At 40.4% G+C, this 16667-nt stretch carries 14 protein-coding genes; 1 reads left to right on the forward strand and 13 read right to left on the reverse strand.

Annotated features, from left to right (window positions below; all coding sequences use genetic code 11):
* Nucleotides 1-5: 5 nt before the first annotated feature.
* The 12 genes from BI350_RS12700 to gmk form a co-directional block, all read right to left on the reverse strand.
* Nucleotides 6-659: a thiamine diphosphokinase gene (locus BI350_RS12700; protein WP_075528461.1), complete on the reverse strand. Its 654-nt coding sequence runs from the start codon at nucleotides 657-659 to the stop codon at nucleotides 6-8.
* A complete protein-coding gene (gene rpe, locus BI350_RS12705) occupies nucleotides 656-1324 on the reverse strand; it encodes a ribulose-phosphate 3-epimerase (RefSeq protein WP_075528462.1) in 669 nt (222 codons plus the stop codon). Before rpe ends, BI350_RS12700 begins: the two co-directional genes overlap by 4 nt.
* Nucleotides 1324-2208: a ribosome small subunit-dependent GTPase A gene (gene rsgA, locus BI350_RS12710; protein WP_075528463.1), complete on the reverse strand. Its 885-nt coding sequence runs from the start codon at nucleotides 2206-2208 to the stop codon at nucleotides 1324-1326. The genes rpe and rsgA overlap by 1 nt, the downstream gene beginning before the upstream one ends.
* 12 nt (nucleotides 2209-2220) lie before the next feature.
* Nucleotides 2221-4188 carry a Stk1 family PASTA domain-containing Ser/Thr kinase gene (gene pknB, locus BI350_RS12715; protein ID WP_075528464.1) on the reverse strand — a complete coding sequence of 656 codons (1968 nt, stop codon included), beginning with the start codon at nucleotides 4186-4188 and terminating at the stop codon, nucleotides 2221-2223.
* Nucleotides 4185-4943 carry a Stp1/IreP family PP2C-type Ser/Thr phosphatase gene (locus tag BI350_RS12720; RefSeq protein WP_075528465.1) on the reverse strand — a complete coding sequence of 253 codons (759 nt, stop codon included), beginning with the start codon at nucleotides 4941-4943 and terminating at the stop codon, nucleotides 4185-4187. Before BI350_RS12720 ends, pknB begins: the two co-directional genes overlap by 4 nt.
* 30 nt (nucleotides 4944-4973) lie before the next feature.
* Nucleotides 4974-6326 carry a 16S rRNA (cytosine(967)-C(5))-methyltransferase RsmB gene (rsmB, locus tag BI350_RS12725; RefSeq protein ID WP_075528466.1) on the reverse strand — a complete coding sequence of 451 codons (1353 nt, stop codon included), beginning with the start codon at nucleotides 6324-6326 and terminating at the stop codon, nucleotides 4974-4976.
* Nucleotides 6323-7264, reverse strand: coding sequence for a methionyl-tRNA formyltransferase (gene fmt / locus BI350_RS12730; RefSeq protein WP_075528467.1), 942 nt, complete (start codon nucleotides 7262-7264; stop codon nucleotides 6323-6325). Before fmt ends, rsmB begins: the two co-directional genes overlap by 4 nt.
* Entirely contained in the window at nucleotides 7261-7773 is a 513-nt protein-coding gene (def, locus tag BI350_RS12735) for a peptide deformylase (RefSeq protein WP_075528468.1), read from the reverse strand. The genes fmt and def overlap by 4 nt, the downstream gene beginning before the upstream one ends.
* A 19-nt stretch (nucleotides 7774-7792) precedes the next feature.
* The gene (gene priA, locus BI350_RS12740) at nucleotides 7793-10204 is read right to left on the reverse strand and encodes a primosomal protein N' (protein WP_075528469.1); all 2412 of its coding nucleotides are present in this window, start codon (nucleotides 10202-10204) and stop codon (nucleotides 7793-7795) included.
* Entirely contained in the window at nucleotides 10194-11411 is a 1218-nt protein-coding gene (gene coaBC / locus BI350_RS12745; protein WP_075528470.1) for a bifunctional phosphopantothenoylcysteine decarboxylase/phosphopantothenate--cysteine ligase CoaBC, read from the reverse strand. The genes priA and coaBC overlap by 11 nt, the downstream gene beginning before the upstream one ends.
* A 399-nt stretch (nucleotides 11412-11810) precedes the next feature.
* Nucleotides 11811-12035, reverse strand: coding sequence for a DNA-directed RNA polymerase subunit omega (gene rpoZ, locus BI350_RS12750; RefSeq protein ID WP_075528471.1), 225 nt, complete (start codon nucleotides 12033-12035; stop codon nucleotides 11811-11813).
* On the reverse strand, nucleotides 12036-12656 hold the full coding sequence (gene gmk, locus BI350_RS12755) for a guanylate kinase (protein ID WP_075528472.1): 621 nt from the start codon (nucleotides 12654-12656) through the stop codon (nucleotides 12036-12038).
* A 110-nt stretch (nucleotides 12657-12766) separates the two neighbouring features.
* On the opposite strand from gmk, the gene BI350_RS12760 reads away from it, so the two are divergent.
* Nucleotides 12767-14458, forward strand: a complete 1692-nt coding sequence (locus BI350_RS12760; protein WP_075528473.1) for an Rqc2 family fibronectin-binding protein — start codon at nucleotides 12767-12769, stop codon at nucleotides 14456-14458.
* Between the two features lie 101 nt (nucleotides 14459-14559).
* Here the strand turns inward: BI350_RS12760 and BI350_RS12765 are convergent, their stop codons facing one another.
* Nucleotides 14560-16614: a catalase gene (locus BI350_RS12765; protein WP_075528474.1), complete on the reverse strand. Its 2055-nt coding sequence runs from the start codon at nucleotides 16612-16614 to the stop codon at nucleotides 14560-14562.
* Nucleotides 16615-16667: the final 53 nt, after the last annotated feature.

A 16667-nucleotide genomic window follows, 5' to 3' on the forward strand; every position in this document is an offset into this window, starting at 1 on the left:
TCCTTTCAAGCATCTGAACTCCTTACCATTAAACATATGCCTTCAAGGAATGAGATAGTACTAACACTTGTTGCAAGTTCATTACTTGTAAACCTTGTCATACCTAATTCCAGCGTTTCATCAATTGTTTCATATTTAAAACCACTTAACGTTAACCCTCTAACAGTGCCTTCAAATGCAAAAAAAGACACATAAGGTAAACTTTCATTGTAGATAATTTGATGTTCGGCTGGCTGAAGAATTGTTAATTCATTTTGTCGATTACAAATCTTGAAGGAGATTTGTGGATGATCCATTTGAAGACGGTAGAGCAATTGTAACGCCGCCGCCATATGATCTAATCTACCGCCGGTAACGCCCGTTAAAACAACTTGCTCAGGTTGATAGGAAAGCGCCCGTTCAACTGCAAGTTCCGTATCTGTTTCGTTCTTTTCTGTAAGAAATTCGTCCATTATTTTTACAGCGGATTGAATTTTTGCATATTCTTCCTTTGATACGGAGTCAAAATCACCGACTGCCTCCTGCGGAACGATTCCTTCCATAAGTAAATGAAGCGCTCCCCTATCTGCACCAATAAATACCGTTTCTTCAACTGGAAATTTTGTTAAGTTAACAACTTCCTCTTTCGGTCCACCTGCACAGACAACAGCTAGCTTCATCTAATGATGGCCCCTTCTCCCGCCGCCTTTATCCGTTGTAGGGCTTCTGCTCTATTTTCCTTACCAAATACAGCAGATCCCGCTACCAAAATTGTTGCCCCCGCTTCCACACACGGAATAATTGTCTCTTCATCGACACCACCATCAATTTCAATTTCAATTGGCAAATTACGTTCCCTAATTATTGTCGATAATTGTTTTACTTTAGGCAAGACAGAATGAATGAATTTTTGTCCACCAAAACCTGGATTCACCGTCATAAACAGCACTAAATCAACTTCATCTAACACATGAAGAATCGTTTCAACTGGTGTATGTGGATTTAATACAACACCTGATTTAACGCCATACGAACGAATGAGTTGAAGCGTACGATGTAAGTGCGGACAAGCTTCAACATGAACCGTTATATAATCTGCGCCGGCTTTTACAAATTGCTCAATATAAGCATCCGGGTTTTCAATCATTAAATGAACATCTAATGGTAATTTCGTAACGGGTCTTAACGCTTCTACAACGAGTGGCCCCATTGTTATATTCGGTACAAAATGTCCGTCCATGACATCGATGTGAATGAGGTCTGCGCCCGCTTTCTCAACTTCGATCACTTCTTCGGCTAATTTTGAAAAGTCTGCAGCTAAAATTGATGGTGCAATTTTAATCATTAGTAATACCTCGGCTTTCGTTCCTTAATTTCTTTTAAAAAATGTAAATAGTTATGATAACGAAATGGTGCAATCTGTCCAGATTCCACCATTTCCTTAACTGCACAACTTGGTTCATTTTCATGTAAGCAGCCACGGAATTTACACGATCTTGACGGTTCATTAAATTCGATGAAGTTACTGGATAACTGCTCTTTTTCGATATGCTCGAATTCCAATGAACTAAATCCTGGCGTATCAGCGACTAGACCTTCCCCGACCTCTAACAATTCTACATGGCGAGTTGTATGTTTTCCGCGGCCAAGAGCGTCCGATATAGCACCGGTTTTCAACCCTAGCGAAGGAAGTACCGTGTTGAGTAACGTCGATTTTCCAACACCTGATTGTCCTGCTAATACGGTAACTTTCCCTTTTAATATAGGTTTCAAATCTTCAGGCAGTTGAGGGTCGTCAATAAAAGAGATGACGACTTGGTAGCCTATTTCCTCATAATATTTGGCTGCTTCTAATACTGAATTTAATTCGCTTTCGCTCGCTAAGTCCTTTTTCGTTAAGCAGATGATTGGTTCTATGCGGAAAGATTCAATAACAGTAAGGAAACGATCTAGTAAGTGCGTACTAAAATCAGGTTCAACGATTGAAAATACGAGTAATGCTTGATCGACATTTGCAATTGGCGGTCGAACAAGCTCGTTTTTTCGTTCATGTACCTCTGTAATCGTCGCATCATTGTCACCGTCAGGTTTATAGGTTACAAAATCACCGACTAAAGGATGTATTCCTCTTTTCCTAAAAACTCCTCGACCTTTACATTGCACTAATTTATCATTATTTTGTACGTAATAAAATCCACTAATTGCTTTTCTAATTTGACCTTCCAGTATTCTTCCCTCCTCTTAGTCTGCTTCACCATAATTGAACTTTTTTTCATCAACAAGCAAATCATCACGCGTGATTCGATATGCGCCTGTTTGCCCTTCTTCAAGTTCAATTTTTATTTTCACTTCAATGTCATCAGTAATCTCAAATTCCTCATACGTATCCGCCATCAAGTGATTTCGATCTTGCACGTAAATCTTAATCATTTGTGGCGTCCTCTCCCTTTGCTCTCCATCTTCATCCTGATCATTTGCATCTTCTAAATACTGAATTGTGACCGTATGAAGGTAATGTTGAACAGGTTGTTTTTCTTTTCCTGTAGAAATGACAACACTGATGCCCCTGCCTTTCTCAATTTGCGTGCCGGCAGCGGGATTTTGCGAAATAACATGCCCCTCCGGAACGTTAGCAGAGCTTACTCGGGACGCGATAGACACTTCCAACCCCGAATTTCTTCCGTATTCTTTCGCCTCTGCCTCACTTAGGCCAGACAAGTTTCGGACCGATACCATATCTTTTCCTTTACTAACTGTAAAGACTAGGTCGGTCTCATTCACAATGATTTCTGTACCCGGTTCCGGATCTTGACCGATTATGGTTCCTTCCGGTTCATCCGAATACTCTTCATTCTGTTTGATTGTGTGATACCCATAATTTGCAAGTAAACTTGCGACTTGTTTATAATCATCGCCGATATAACTTTCCATCGCGACTAACTCTTTACCGATACTAACGTATAATGTAATCTCGGTACCAATCGGCCTTTCCTTCCCCGCTTCTGGAGTTGTTTTGATTACTTTACCAGCTTCGATATCGTCCGAATTCTCTTCAATACTTTCCGCAATGACAAATCCATCCTCTTTAAGTGCTTTAATCGCTTCCGTTTCTGTCATTCCGACCACATCTGTCACTTCTATCTTTTTCAAACCTAATAAACTTGGTAGAAAGTAAATAAGTAGACCGATGATAATTAAGGTTGTAAGTCCACCAACGATAAACGGCCATTTTTTCCGTTTCTTTTTCGGCTCGGCTTTCTTCTCTTCCGGAATAGGCGCTTGTTTAATCGTCTGCTCAACACTTCCAAATTTTGGTGCATCCATAATGGCCGGGATGGCACGGGTTGCTTCATCATCAAAAGAAATCGAAAACTTCTCTTCATTCGCCCGTTCTGGTGAAAGAACTGTGGCTAAATCCTCTTGCATTTCATCGGCTGAACTGTAACGCACAGCAGCCTCTTTTGCCGTTGCTTTTAATATGACATTTTCAACACTTTGCGGAATCGATGGGAATAAAGCCCGTACAGAAGGTGTCTCTTCTTGTAAATGCTTAAGCGCGATTGAAACAGCGGATTCTCCAGAAAAAGGCAATTTACCCGTTAACAGTTCATAAAAGACGATGCCAACCGAATAAATATCCGATTTTTTTGTCGCCATTCCCCCACGAGCTTGTTCGGGAGATAAATAATGAACTGTTCCTAGTACAGAATTTGTTTTCGTGTGCGCAGTAGCATTCAGCGCCATTGCGATGCCAAAATCCGTAATTTTCACGTTTCCTTCATTGTCCATTAAAATATTTTGTGGCTTAATATCACGGTGAACAATTCCATTATAATGGGCATTAGAAATGGCAGATACAAGTTGTTTCATAATGGGTAGCGCCTCTTCAGGCGATAAAGGTCCTTGTGAAACGATAAACTCTTTTAACGTTTGACCGTCAATAAACTCCATGACTAAATAATGAATATCTCCGTCTTCACCGACATCAAATATATCCACTATATTGGGATGAGTTAAACTCGTTGCTGAGAGAGCTTCGCGCATAAATCGTCGTTTTAGCTCTTCTTCATTTGAAAAGTCATAATTTAATACTTTAATTGCGACATCTCGTCCTAAAATTACATCATGCGCAAGATAAACACGAGACATTCCGCCTCCACCAATATAGCTTAATACTTCATAACGGCCGCCAATTCTTTTCCCAATCATGTTAGCGGCACCTCCGAATCAGACGAACCAAGTAAAATCACAGAGATATTATCTTCTCCGCCCATATTATTCGCCATATCTACGAGTGTTTTGGTTTTTTCTTTTAAAGATAAATCCGATTGTACAATTTTGTGAATAGAAGGATTATCGACTTTATTGCTGAGTCCATCCGAACAAAGAAGTAAATAAGTCGTATTAGCAAGTTCAAACGTGTAACAATCCGGCTCAACTGACCTTTCGGAACCAAGCGCTTTAATAATCCAATTCCGCTGCGGATGAACTTCTGCCTCTTGTTCCGTAATTTCTCCGCTATCTACTAGGACTTTAACATAGGAATGGTCGGACGTAATTTGTTCAATCTGTTCGTTGTTAATTTTATAGACCCGACTATCTCCTATGTGCGCACCGAAACAAGTACGGTCCTTAATGAGCACAGCATCGAGCGTAGTTCCCATTCCTTCTACTTCTTTATTTTCATTTGCGTAATTATATAAGTAACGATTTATATAGAGGACCGTTTCCTTTAACCATTCAGCCCAGTCTTCACCTTCTTGAAAAGAAGATGCTTCCAACTTCATAAATTCTTCTTCCATTATCCGTATTGCAGTCGAACTAGCAAAATCACCACCTTGGTGGCCACCCATTCCATCTGCAATGACTGCAAGCAGTATCCCATTAGGAAGCGTAAAAACAGCAGCACCGTCTTCGTTTAATGTTCTCTTTTTCCCAATGTCTGAAAGAACTTCATATTGCACTGCTCTTCCCCTCGTTTCTTCACAAACTATTTATACTTTTTTACGAAATGCCGCAACGAAAAAACCGTCACCGCCAAAGTGTTGGGGTAAAACTTGAAGGGTATTTTCTTGCATCTGTAATTTTTCATTTTCCTCCAAGTTTGGTAGTGGAATTAGTTCCATTGTCGGATGTTCTTTTAAAAAGCTTTCAACCATGCCACGGTTTTCTTCGTATTCCACTGTACAAGTACTGTAAACAATAATGCCATTTGGTTTAATTAATTGTTCAGCAGTATGTAATAATTCTGATTGAATTTTTAATAATCCCGTAACATCAGCTTCATTTTTATGATACTTAATTTCAGGTTTTCTTCTGATTACGCCAAACCCACTACAAGGTGCATCTACTAAAATCCGATCAAAAGATTCTTTGTCGTAAAATTCCATTAATTCTCTACTATCTCCACTTTGGGCTTTAATTGATGAGAGTCCAAGTCGCTCACTATTTTTCTCGATTAACTTAATTTTATGCTCGTGAAGGTCATGGGCATACACTTCACCCTTGTCATTCATTTTCTCAGCGATATGCGTAGTTTTGCCGCCCGGTGCTGCACACATATCTAAAACCTTCATATTTGGCGCAACATCTAAAGCATATACTGGAAGCATAGAGCTTTCATCTTGAATCGTAATGAGTCCATTTTTGAATATTTCCGTTGAAGCCGGATTTCCTGACTCACTAATGAGACATTCGGTAATGACCTCTCCTTGACGAACATGTATATTATGCTTTTCAAGTTCCAATGTCACCGCATTCACATTCGTCTTAACTTCATTGACACGAATGGACATATTCGGTGGCACATTATTTTGTGTCGCCATCTCTTTTGTCGCTTCTTCACCGAATAAGGCTACCCATCTCTCGATAAGCCATTTAGGATGACTCGTTTCAATCGCAATTCTTTCAATCGGATCTTTAATTTCATCCAATGAGCGAACGCCCGAACGTAAAACTGAACGTAATATCCCATTCACGGTTGGTGCAATTCGTTTATGTCCGCGTCTTTTTGCGATTTCAACAGCTTCATGGACAACTGCATGCGGAGGGATTTTCGTCAAATAAACAATTTGATAGATAGACATGCGCAATAATTCTCGTACCCAACCATCTAATTTTCCTCTTACAAATGGCTCTAAATAGTAGTCCAGCGTCATCCGATGTTGCAACGTACCATATGTCAATTCAGTCAACAGCGCACGGTCTTTTGGTTGTATTTCATATTTTTCGATTGTCCTATGAAGAAGCAAATTACTATACGCTTGATTTTTATTAATCTCCATCAAAATGGAGAGGGCCGCATCACGAACATTTCCGTTCCAAATCTTATTGCCCTGTTTCATCATTCGAATTTTTCTCCTTTATTCCAGGATGCGCCAACCCCACGAATAAACACTTCTGCCAACATCCTTTTTCTACCTGCAGGCTGAATATCCGTAATCGCGATTCCGATGTCGTCACCGGTTTTCACAATGATGCGATCCTGTTCGATTGCGATAATTGTTCCAGGTTCAGCATCCGATTGAACTTCGACTTTTTCACTCCACCATATTTTTACGTTTTCTTCTTGAAATACAGTGTAGGCGACTGGCCATGGGTGAAGTCCCCGAATTTGATTGTAAATTTCTGTTCCTGTAGCTGTCCAATCAATTCTTTCTTCTTCACGTGATATATTTCTAGCAAACGTAACAAGTGATTCATCTTGTGGAATTCTTTCATTTGTACCGTCAATAATGGAAGGCAATGTATCTTTTAATAAAGTAACACCAGCTTCCGAAAGTTTCGTAAACATCGTTCCGGTACCATCCGTTTCCGCTATTGGCACAGTGACCTGTGAAATCATGTCACCTGCATCAAGTTTTTCAACCATATACATGATTGTGACGCCAGTTTCAGTCTCGCCCTCCATAATTGCTTTATGAATCGGTGCACCACCTCTATACTTCGGAAGTAACGATGCATGCACATTAATACATCCGAGACGAGGTGCTTCTAGCAATTCCTTTGGTAATAATTGGCCGAATGCTGCCGTTACAATTAAATCTGCTTCTAATGATAGGATTTCCTCAAGTTCCTGTGAGCCCTTTAATTTCTCTGGTTGAATAACGGGAATTCCTAACTTTTCTGCTTCCACTTTTACAGGCGGCGGTGTGAGCACCCTTTTTCTTCCAACCGGTCGATCTGGTTGTGTCACAACCGCGGAAACGTTATAGCCTTCTTCTTTTAGCATCGATAAAATTGGCACTGAAAAATCGGGTGTTCCCATGAATATAATGGATGTCATACTTCCTCACCTTCTCTTTCCGTTGTTAATTCATCCTCGACTTCTAGATCTTCAAGGTCGACAATGCGAATCATTTTCGAGTTAAATAAAATGCCATTTAAATGGTCTATTTCATGCAAAATTGCACGTGCCGTAAAATCTTCCGCTTCAATTTCATAAATAGAACCATCCCGTTCTTGCGCTTCAACTTTCACATAGTACGGTCGTTCAACTTCGCCAAATAAATCTGGGAAACTTAAACAACCTTCTACATCAATCTCAGAACCGCCCGTAGCTGTCACAACTGGATTGATAAGCTCAATTACTTCTTGACCATCACCCATATCAACGATCGCTACTTGAACATTCTCGCCTATTTGCGGCGCAGCAATACCTACTCCGTCTGCTTCTATCATCGTGTCATACATATCATCAAGAAGTTTCACGAGCTTTTCGTCAAACTCCACAACTTCTTTACATTTCTTTTCAAGTATCGGCGAAGGATACTTTACAATTTCTCTTACTGCCAACTTCATTCCTCTTTTCTAATCAAAAAATGGACATCGGATCAACGTCTACTGTCATGATGAGGCCCGATTTAATCCAGTCTGTTCGATACATTCTAATTAATTGTTGTAATGTTTCTGTTAGCTTTGGTTCTTTTTTGTATTTTATCAAACATTGGTAACGATATCTATTGTTCACACGACTTATGGCCGCTGCGGTAGGACCGATAATAACCGTTTCAGGTGAAAGATTCGCACTCAAATAAGTCGTACCCCTATTCGCAAAATCGCTGACCTTTAAAACGTCTTCATGTGAAAACTGAATTAGCGTAAAAAAATAAAATGGCGGATAGCCAAATTGCCTTCGTGACTGCATTTCCATTTGATAAAACGGTTCGTAATGCTGTTCCTTGGCAAGTTCGATTGCATAATGTTCCGGGGAATAAGTTTGAATATATACTTCACCTGGTAAATCATGTCTTCCTGCACGTCCACTCACTTGCGTCATCAACTGAAAAGTCTTTTCTGCCGCCCGGAAGTCTGCTAAATGGAGCGTTGTATCTGCTGCTAATACACCAACTAAAGTGATATTAGGAAAATCAAGCCCTTTCGCAATCATCTGTGTACCAAGCAAAATATCTGCTTTCCCCTCACTAAATTGGCGAAGTAACCGTTCATGCGCGCCTTTTCTTCTCGTGGTATCTACATCCATACGAATGACGCGTGCTTCTGGAAATAGTTTTGCAATCTCCTCTTCTACTTTCTGCGTTCCAGTACCAAAAAAACGAATATGTTCACTTTCGCATTGTGGACAAACAGTCGGCACGCGTTCTTCATGTCCGCAATAATGACATTTTAACAACTCATGTGCCCGGTGATACGTTAAAGATATATCACAATTTGGACATTCAACGGTCGTTCCGCAATCCCTACATAATACGAACGAAGAAAAGCCTCGGCGATTTAAAAATAAAATAATTTGTTCATTTCTTTCTAGACGTTCTCGAATGGCCTCAGCTAAAGGGATCGAAAACATTGATCGATTCCCCGATTTCAACTGTTCACGCATATCGACCACTTCAACTTCAGGTAGTTGTTGGCTTTTGGCTCTGTTTTTTAGAGTTAACAATGTATAAACATCTTTAGATGCGCGTGCATAAGATTCTAATGACGGCGTTGCACTCCCTAAAATGACTGGGCATTTATAATATTCGGAGCGCTTTATCGCAACATCCCTTGCATGATAACGCGGCGATTCTTCTTGCTTATATGTGGATTCATGTTCTTCATCCAAAATAATAATGCCTAAATTTTCAAATGGTGCAAAAATGGCTGATCGGGCACCAACTACGACTTTCACTTCACCGCGGTGAATCTTTCGCCATTCATCGTATTTCTCTCCCGCTGAAAGCGCACTATGTAATACAGCAACGAGCTGACCAAAACGTGCTTTAAAACGTGCAGTCATTTGCGGTGTGAGCGAGATTTCTGGAACGAGAACAATGGCCTCTTGCCCTTTCTCTAGAACCTTTGTGATCGCTTGCAAATAAACTTCTGTTTTTCCACTGCCCGTGACACCGTGCAATAAAAAAGTTTCTTGTCTGCCATCCTTTATCGCTTGTCCAATCGGTTGCAAAGCTGACTCTTGTTCATCTGTTAACTTTTCAGGAATCGGAACGTCTTGCAATTCAGGACTTGTCGGTTCACGATACACTTCCTCGTAAGTTTCCTGAGCCGCCCCGCGTTCAATCATCGTCTTAAGTACATTCGATTGAATTCCAGTCGCCTCAAAAATTTGTTTTGCTTGTACAGTTTGCCCAGCATGTTCGATAAACCAGTCGATTAACTCGATTTGTCGAATTGCATTTGGCTGAATGGTCTCTTTCACTTGGAATAACTTCTCTTTTTCTTCAATGTGAATCGTTCTTACTTTTTTCACGTCTACTTGTTGCTGAACCGCTGTGTCAACTGTTACAATTTCTTCCGCCACATAACCTTTCAATATGTGAAATAAACCGGCATCATTAATCGCACTGAGCGGGATTCGTTTTCTCCCCGCTAATAACCTTTTAAAGTTTTCATCTTGAATCTTTTCGCTATCTAGAACAACAATAAACTTGTCATACTTCGCACGCATCGCAGCTGGTAACATCACTTGTAACGCGTCGATTTGATAAGCCAATGTCTCAGTCGCCAACCAACGTGATAGCATTAATTGTTCTTCAGATAACACCGGTTCAATATCGATAAGTTCTTCAATAGGTCTTAATTTATTCAGTGCCAATTCACTTTCATTTTTTATGTTCGTAACATAACCGACGACTTTTCGTCGACCAAAGGGAACTTTCACCCTTATTCCTCGTTCAATCGTTGTTTGAAAAGCTTCCGGTACAATATAATCGAAAGGTCTGTCAATCGGATAAGCTGCTACATCCACAATGACTTCAACTATCATTGTTCGTATCAAGCCCTTCTTCTTGAACAATTGCTTGAAGTAAAACTGTTGCGAGCTCCTTTTTCGGCATGGATGAATACGGGTGATAAGTCCCATTTTCAGAAATTAACGTAACGACATTCGTGTCACTGCCAAACCCTCCACCCGGGTCTGTCACATCGTTCACAATAATAAAATCTAAATTTTTTCGTTGTAATTTACCTTTTCCGTTTTCAATAACATTTTCAGTTTCGGCCGCAAAACCGACTAGAATTTGGTCTTCTTTCCATTCACCAAGCGTCTGTAAGATATCCGTTGTTCGGGCTAACTCTATAACAGAATCATCATCGGATTTTTTGATTTTTTGTGTATGAATTTCTGCCGGACGATAATCTGCAACTGCAGCAGATTTAATTACGATTGTCGCATCTTCATATTCAGCGCGTACCGCTTCAAACATGTCTGCGGCACTTTCCACATTAACCACTTTTACACCCGCTGGCTTGTCTAATGAAACAGGCCCTGAAATCAAAATCGTTTCGGCGCCTAAACTTGCCGCCGCTTCGGCCATACTGTACCCCATTTTTCCGCTTGAAAAATTGGATATGTACCGGACAGGGTCAATTCTTTCTCGTGTTGGTCCTGCCGTAACGACGACTTTCTTCCCTTTTAACGGTAAGTTTTTCGGTTCAAAATGCGCTTTAATCAATTCAACAATTCTCTCTGGTTCCTCAAGGCGTCCTTTTCCTACATAGCCACAAGCGAGAAACCCTTCAGAAGGTTCGATAAAACGATGACCGTCACTCACTAACGTTGCAATATTACGCATCACTGCTTTATTTTCATACATATGTACGTTCATGGCTGGTGCAAACCAAACTTCTGCTGTCGTTGCAAGAAGTGTCGTCGTTACCATATTATCTGCAATTCCATTTGCTACTTTTCCAAGGACATTCGCAGTAGCCGGTGCAACAATTACAAGATCTGCCCAATCCGCTAAATCGATATGTGCAATCACCCGGGAATCTTTTTCATCAAACGTATCAAAAAAGACATCATTTCGCGACATCGCTTGAAATGTTAACGGGGTAACAAATTCTTTTGCAGATTCCGTCATAATTACTTTCACATTCGCTCCTGCTTGAGATAACTTACTGACTAGCGCAACCGCCTTATAAACTGCAATTCCACCGGTCACACAAACGAGGATTTTCTTATCGTTCAGCATTGCTTTCTTCCTTTCTAAAATGACAAACTCCCGAAGAAGCAATCGTTCTTAGGGAGTACAACGTCGTTATATTTTTGTTTTTAATCGGGCATATAGCATTGGGCAGTACGTCAAAAAATTAAAGCTTAGCGACGTTTAAAAGCCCGATGTGTGCTTACTGTCCAGCTACGGCCGCTAGTCTTTCGACCGACAGGATGTCCTAGTGCCGACGTTGCCACAGGACGTGGCGCACTTAGTCGGCCAGTGCCTGTCGAGGCTATACGAGCTCTCCGCTTTTTTATTGTCCAGCTTCAGCGCCTAGCCCCTCGAGTCGCTTCAACCATAAGGTAAAGGCAAAAAACGCCTTTATCTTATGGTCTCCAGCGCTTGTCGGGGCTAACCAGGCGCTTCAGCTTTTCTTTACATTTCGTCTTCGTAAACGACTGATGCATCTGTTGCTTTTTTCGTTAAGACACCCGCTGTAATTTCCTCAAGCGCTCTTCCAACATCTTTTTTCGTTTTGTAAGAGGATAGAAGTTTATTATTCTCCTCTTGGATTTCACGTGCACGTTTTGATGCAATCGTTACTAGTGTGTATTTTGATTCAATTTTTTCCTGTAATGAGTCGACCGATGGATATAGCATTTATAAATCTCCTTCCAACATTTGAATATATCTTTTTTCAACACGTTCCCTACGACAATGTTCTGCAGTTACAATCGCATTAATACGGTCGCAAGCATTTTGTACTTCATCATTTTCAACGACATAATCGTATAGGTTCATCATTTCCAATTCCTCGCGCGCTTTATCCACGCGTGATTTAATCACTTCGGAATTTTCCGTTCCCCTTCCAATTAGACGTGCTTCTAAAGCGGATAGACTAGGTGGCGCTAAAAATATAAATAAACCTTCAGGCACTATTTTTCGAACTTGCGCAGCCCCGACGACTTCAATTTCTAAAAATACGTCGCGTCCAGCCTCCAATGTAGCTTCTACATAATCTAAAGGCGTGCCGTAGTAATTTCCAACGTATTCAGCATACTCAAGAAGCTTGTCTTGTTCAATAAGCGCTTCAAATTCCTCTCTCGATTTAAAGAAATAATCGACGCCATCGACTTCGCCTTCACGCGGACTTCTCGTCGTCATAGAGACGGAATATTCATAGTTTGTGTTCGGTTGTGAAAAAAGTTCTTTTCGGACTGTTCCTTTTCCAACGCCTGAAGGGCCGGATAGAACAATAAGAAGTCCCCGTTTTTTATACATCTAATCCCTCTTTTTAATTAAAATTAATGGCAAACAACTTGTTCATATTATAACACAAATGGCAGATAGAGTGCTAAAATAGAACAAAATGAAATGAAAGAGGATAAAAAATGGCATTTGACGGTTTATTTACAACAGCGATGGTGAACGAACTACAAGTTTTAGAAGATGGTCGTCTATCGAGAATCCATCAACCGAACGGACATGAGGTCATTTTTACAATCCGTGCGAAAGGAAAAAACTATCGACTATTAGTTTCGATTCATCCTTCTTATTCACGTATTCACTTCACAGAAGAAACAATTACAAACCCACCGGAACCGCCAATGTTTTGCATGGTGCTTCGAAAACATTTGGAAGGCGGATTTATTACATCTGTTGAACAGTTTGAAACGGATAGAATCATTATCATGTCCATCCGTGCGAAAAACGAAATTGGGGATGATATCGACCGTAAACTGTACATCGAAATTATGGGGAGACATAGTAATATCATCCTCGTAGACCCAGCACGTGAAATGATCATCGACAGCATGAAACATTTACCGCCATCGGTTAATAGTTACCGGACTGTATTACCGGGTCAACCTTATATACCTGCGCCGCCACAAGATAAAGTAAATCCTTTTGCAATATCAGAAGAAGAATTTTCAAGTTTACTCCCTACTATTGAAACAGGTCGTGATTTTGTCCGTTCCTTTTCAGGATTTTCTCCGATTAATGGGGAAGAACTTTTATATCGACTACAAACGAAGACAGCTGAAAAACCTTATACGATATTCAAAAACTTTCTAGCTTCTTTTAATTCAGATGTTGGCAATCCAACTATCGCAGAAAAAGCAAATCGGACAGTTTTCTCGGCAACAACTTTATCACACGCAGAAAAAACGATTGCTGAATTTGATACGGTAAGCGAAATGCTCGATAAAGTATATTTCGAACGCGCAAAAAGAGAACGAGTTAGGTCACAAGCAGCCGATCTTGAACGTTGGTTAAATAATGAAATTACAAAATTAAAAACAAAAATGGGTAAACTTGAAAAAGAGCAGAAATCCGCGGGAAAACTTGATACGTACCAATTATACGGCGAACTACTCACTGCAAATGGACACGCGATTCAAAAAGGAGCAACTGAAGCGACTGTTGATAACTATTATGACCAAGGAACGCAAATTACAATCCCACTTGATCCACAAAAAACAGCTTTTGAGAACGCACAACGCTTTTTTTCTAGATATTCCAAAGCGAAAAATGCTTTAGTAATGATTGCTGAACAACTAGAAATTACAAAAGATGATATCGAATACTTTGAAATGGTGAAACAACAAGTACTCCAAGCCTCACCGGATGATATTGCCGAAATACGCGAGGAATTATATGAACTCGGCTACATGAAGTCACGTTCAAAAAACACACGTAAAAAGAAAAAGCGACCGATGCCAGAAACCTATCATTCATCGACAGGCATCAAAATTTCAGTTGGGAAAAATAATAAACAAAATGACTACCTAACTTTTAAAATGGCAGCAAGAAACCACGTTTGGTTACATACGAAAGACATCCCGGGTTCTCACGTCGTCATCCATAGCGATTCGCCAGATGAAACGACACTGACAGAAGCAGCCATATTAGCCGCCTACTTTAGTAAAGCACGCGAATCTTCATCGGTACCCGTTGACTATACGGAAGTTAAACAAGTGAAAAAACCAAACGGTGCAAAGCCTGGTTTTGTTATTTACTTTGAACAAAAAACCTTGTTTGTTACGCCTGAAGAAGACTTAGTTAGAAAACTCTTTGGATAAACTGTTAGTAGTGGACTTTTAACAATACATTTGTTCGAAAAAACAACAAAAATCCTCATTCGGAATAACCGATTGAGGATTTTTTTATACTGTATTTTTAATTAAACAATCTGACGGTCCCAAAAACGATTGGCTGCAATTGCATCAATAAATTCCTGTGCAAACTCACTCGTATTATCAGACATCACAACGCCTGGCTGACCTTCAAATCCATTAACGATTAACCATTCTTTTCCTTCTCCAGTGGCACCTATTGGTTTATAATGATTGAAAGCTTGATCAATAAAGTAAGCAGCTTTTTTATTAAATTTCGCATTTACACTGCTGCCCCTCACCATATAAACCGCATCGAAGAGCACTGAGTCAACTGTTAATAGTGTATGGTCAACCTTAAGCTTAGTTCCACCCGACCCAACAATCTCCCCAAGGTTTTCACTAACGATCTCTGGTTGAATACCCGCTGATTTTAATGCTCCGAGTACATCATCCACTTCAGCATCATTGAATCCATTTGTAATAATAACCGCAACTGTGCGCGTATCAGGGACTTTAATTGTATTTTCTTGGCTAAGTGCAGGAGAGGATTTCGTGACGTTTGAACCCCCACTTTGAGGCGGCTCAATCCCAATATGTTTCGCAAATGCCGTTGTTAATTCCAAACTGACATTTGCAAACATATCAACCACTTGCTGTCTCACGGACCTACTTTTTACTTTACCAAGTTCGAAACTAAATGCATCGATAATATGCTGTTTTTCAGGCGCAGTCATACTATTCCAAAAGAGAGTTGCTTGTGAAAAATGGTCTTTAAAACTGTCACTTCTGGCCTGCACGACCCGGCCTTCCACTTTTTCTTGGTAATGCTGATAACCGCCTTCTGCAGGGCTTGCCGGTGCTGGTGTATTCCCTGCAAGGGAGTTTCTATGATAACTTACCTTCCCAGTATTAATGGTTTGACGATGATATCCATCACGTTGATTGTTGTGGATAGGCACAACCGGCCTGTTAATTGGCAATTCATGAAAGTTCGGACCACCAAGTCGGATAAGTTGGGTATCGATATAGGAAAATAAACGCCCTTGCAATAGCGGATCATTGGTAAAATCAATTCCCGGTACAACATTACCCGGGTGAAAAGCGACTTGCTCAATTTCAGCAAACGCATTATCTACATTTCGATTCAACACCATTTTCCCAATAATTTGCACGGGTACGTCTTCTTCTGGCCATAGCTTTGTCGCATCTAATATATCAAAATCAAACATAAATTCATCTTCTTCATTAATAATTTGGACACCTAATTCAAACTCAGGATAATTTCCTTTTTCAATATTATTCCATAAATCACGGCGATGAAAATCAGGATCCTCTCCAGAGATTTTCTGAGCTTCATCCCAAACAAGCGAGTGTGCACCAAGCGTTGACCGCCAATGGAATTTCACAAAATGTGCTTTTCCGTCCTCATTAACGAAACGAAATGTATGAACGCCAAATCCATCCATCATTCTGAAGCTTCTCGGTATGGCACGATCTGACATCAACCACATCATCATATGAGCCGTTTCTTGGTTGTTCGCAACAAAATCCCATAACGTATCATGAGCAGATGATGCTTGAGGAATTTCGTTGTCTGGCTCAGGCTTTATCGAATGAACGAAATCCGGAAATTTGATGGCGTCTTGAATGAAAAAGACTGGCATATTATTTGCGACTAAATCATAATTCCCCTCTTCCGTATAGAACTTTGTCGCAAAACCACGCACATCTCTCACTGTATCTGCAGAACCACGGGAACCAACTACGGTCGAAAACCTAACAAATACGGGGGTTTTAGTTCCTGGATTGTGTAAAAACTTCGCCCGCGTAAATTCCTTCAAATTCATATTTTCATACACATGAAAATAGCCATGCGCAGCAAAACCTCGCGCATGAACAACTCGCTCCGGTATCCGTTCATGATCAAAGTGCGTCATTTTTTCCCTAAAATGAAAATCTTCCATTAAAGTCGGACCGCGCACACCAGCTTTTAAGGAAAACTCATCTTCCGACACCCTTAATCCTTGATTGGTCGTCAGTTTTGTTCCTTTATCGTCAACCCGAAACTGCTCTAACTGCTCATCTTTACTATTTTCATTTACATTACGCTCATCGGCCATAACAATACCTCCCGCTCATTATTATGTTTTTCCATCCTGAATTAGAACCGAAA

The sequence above is a fragment of the Sporosarcina ureilytica genome (assembly GCF_001753205.1).
In the GTDB taxonomy this organism is placed as follows: domain Bacteria; phylum Bacillota; class Bacilli; order Bacillales_A; family Planococcaceae; genus Sporosarcina; species Sporosarcina ureilytica.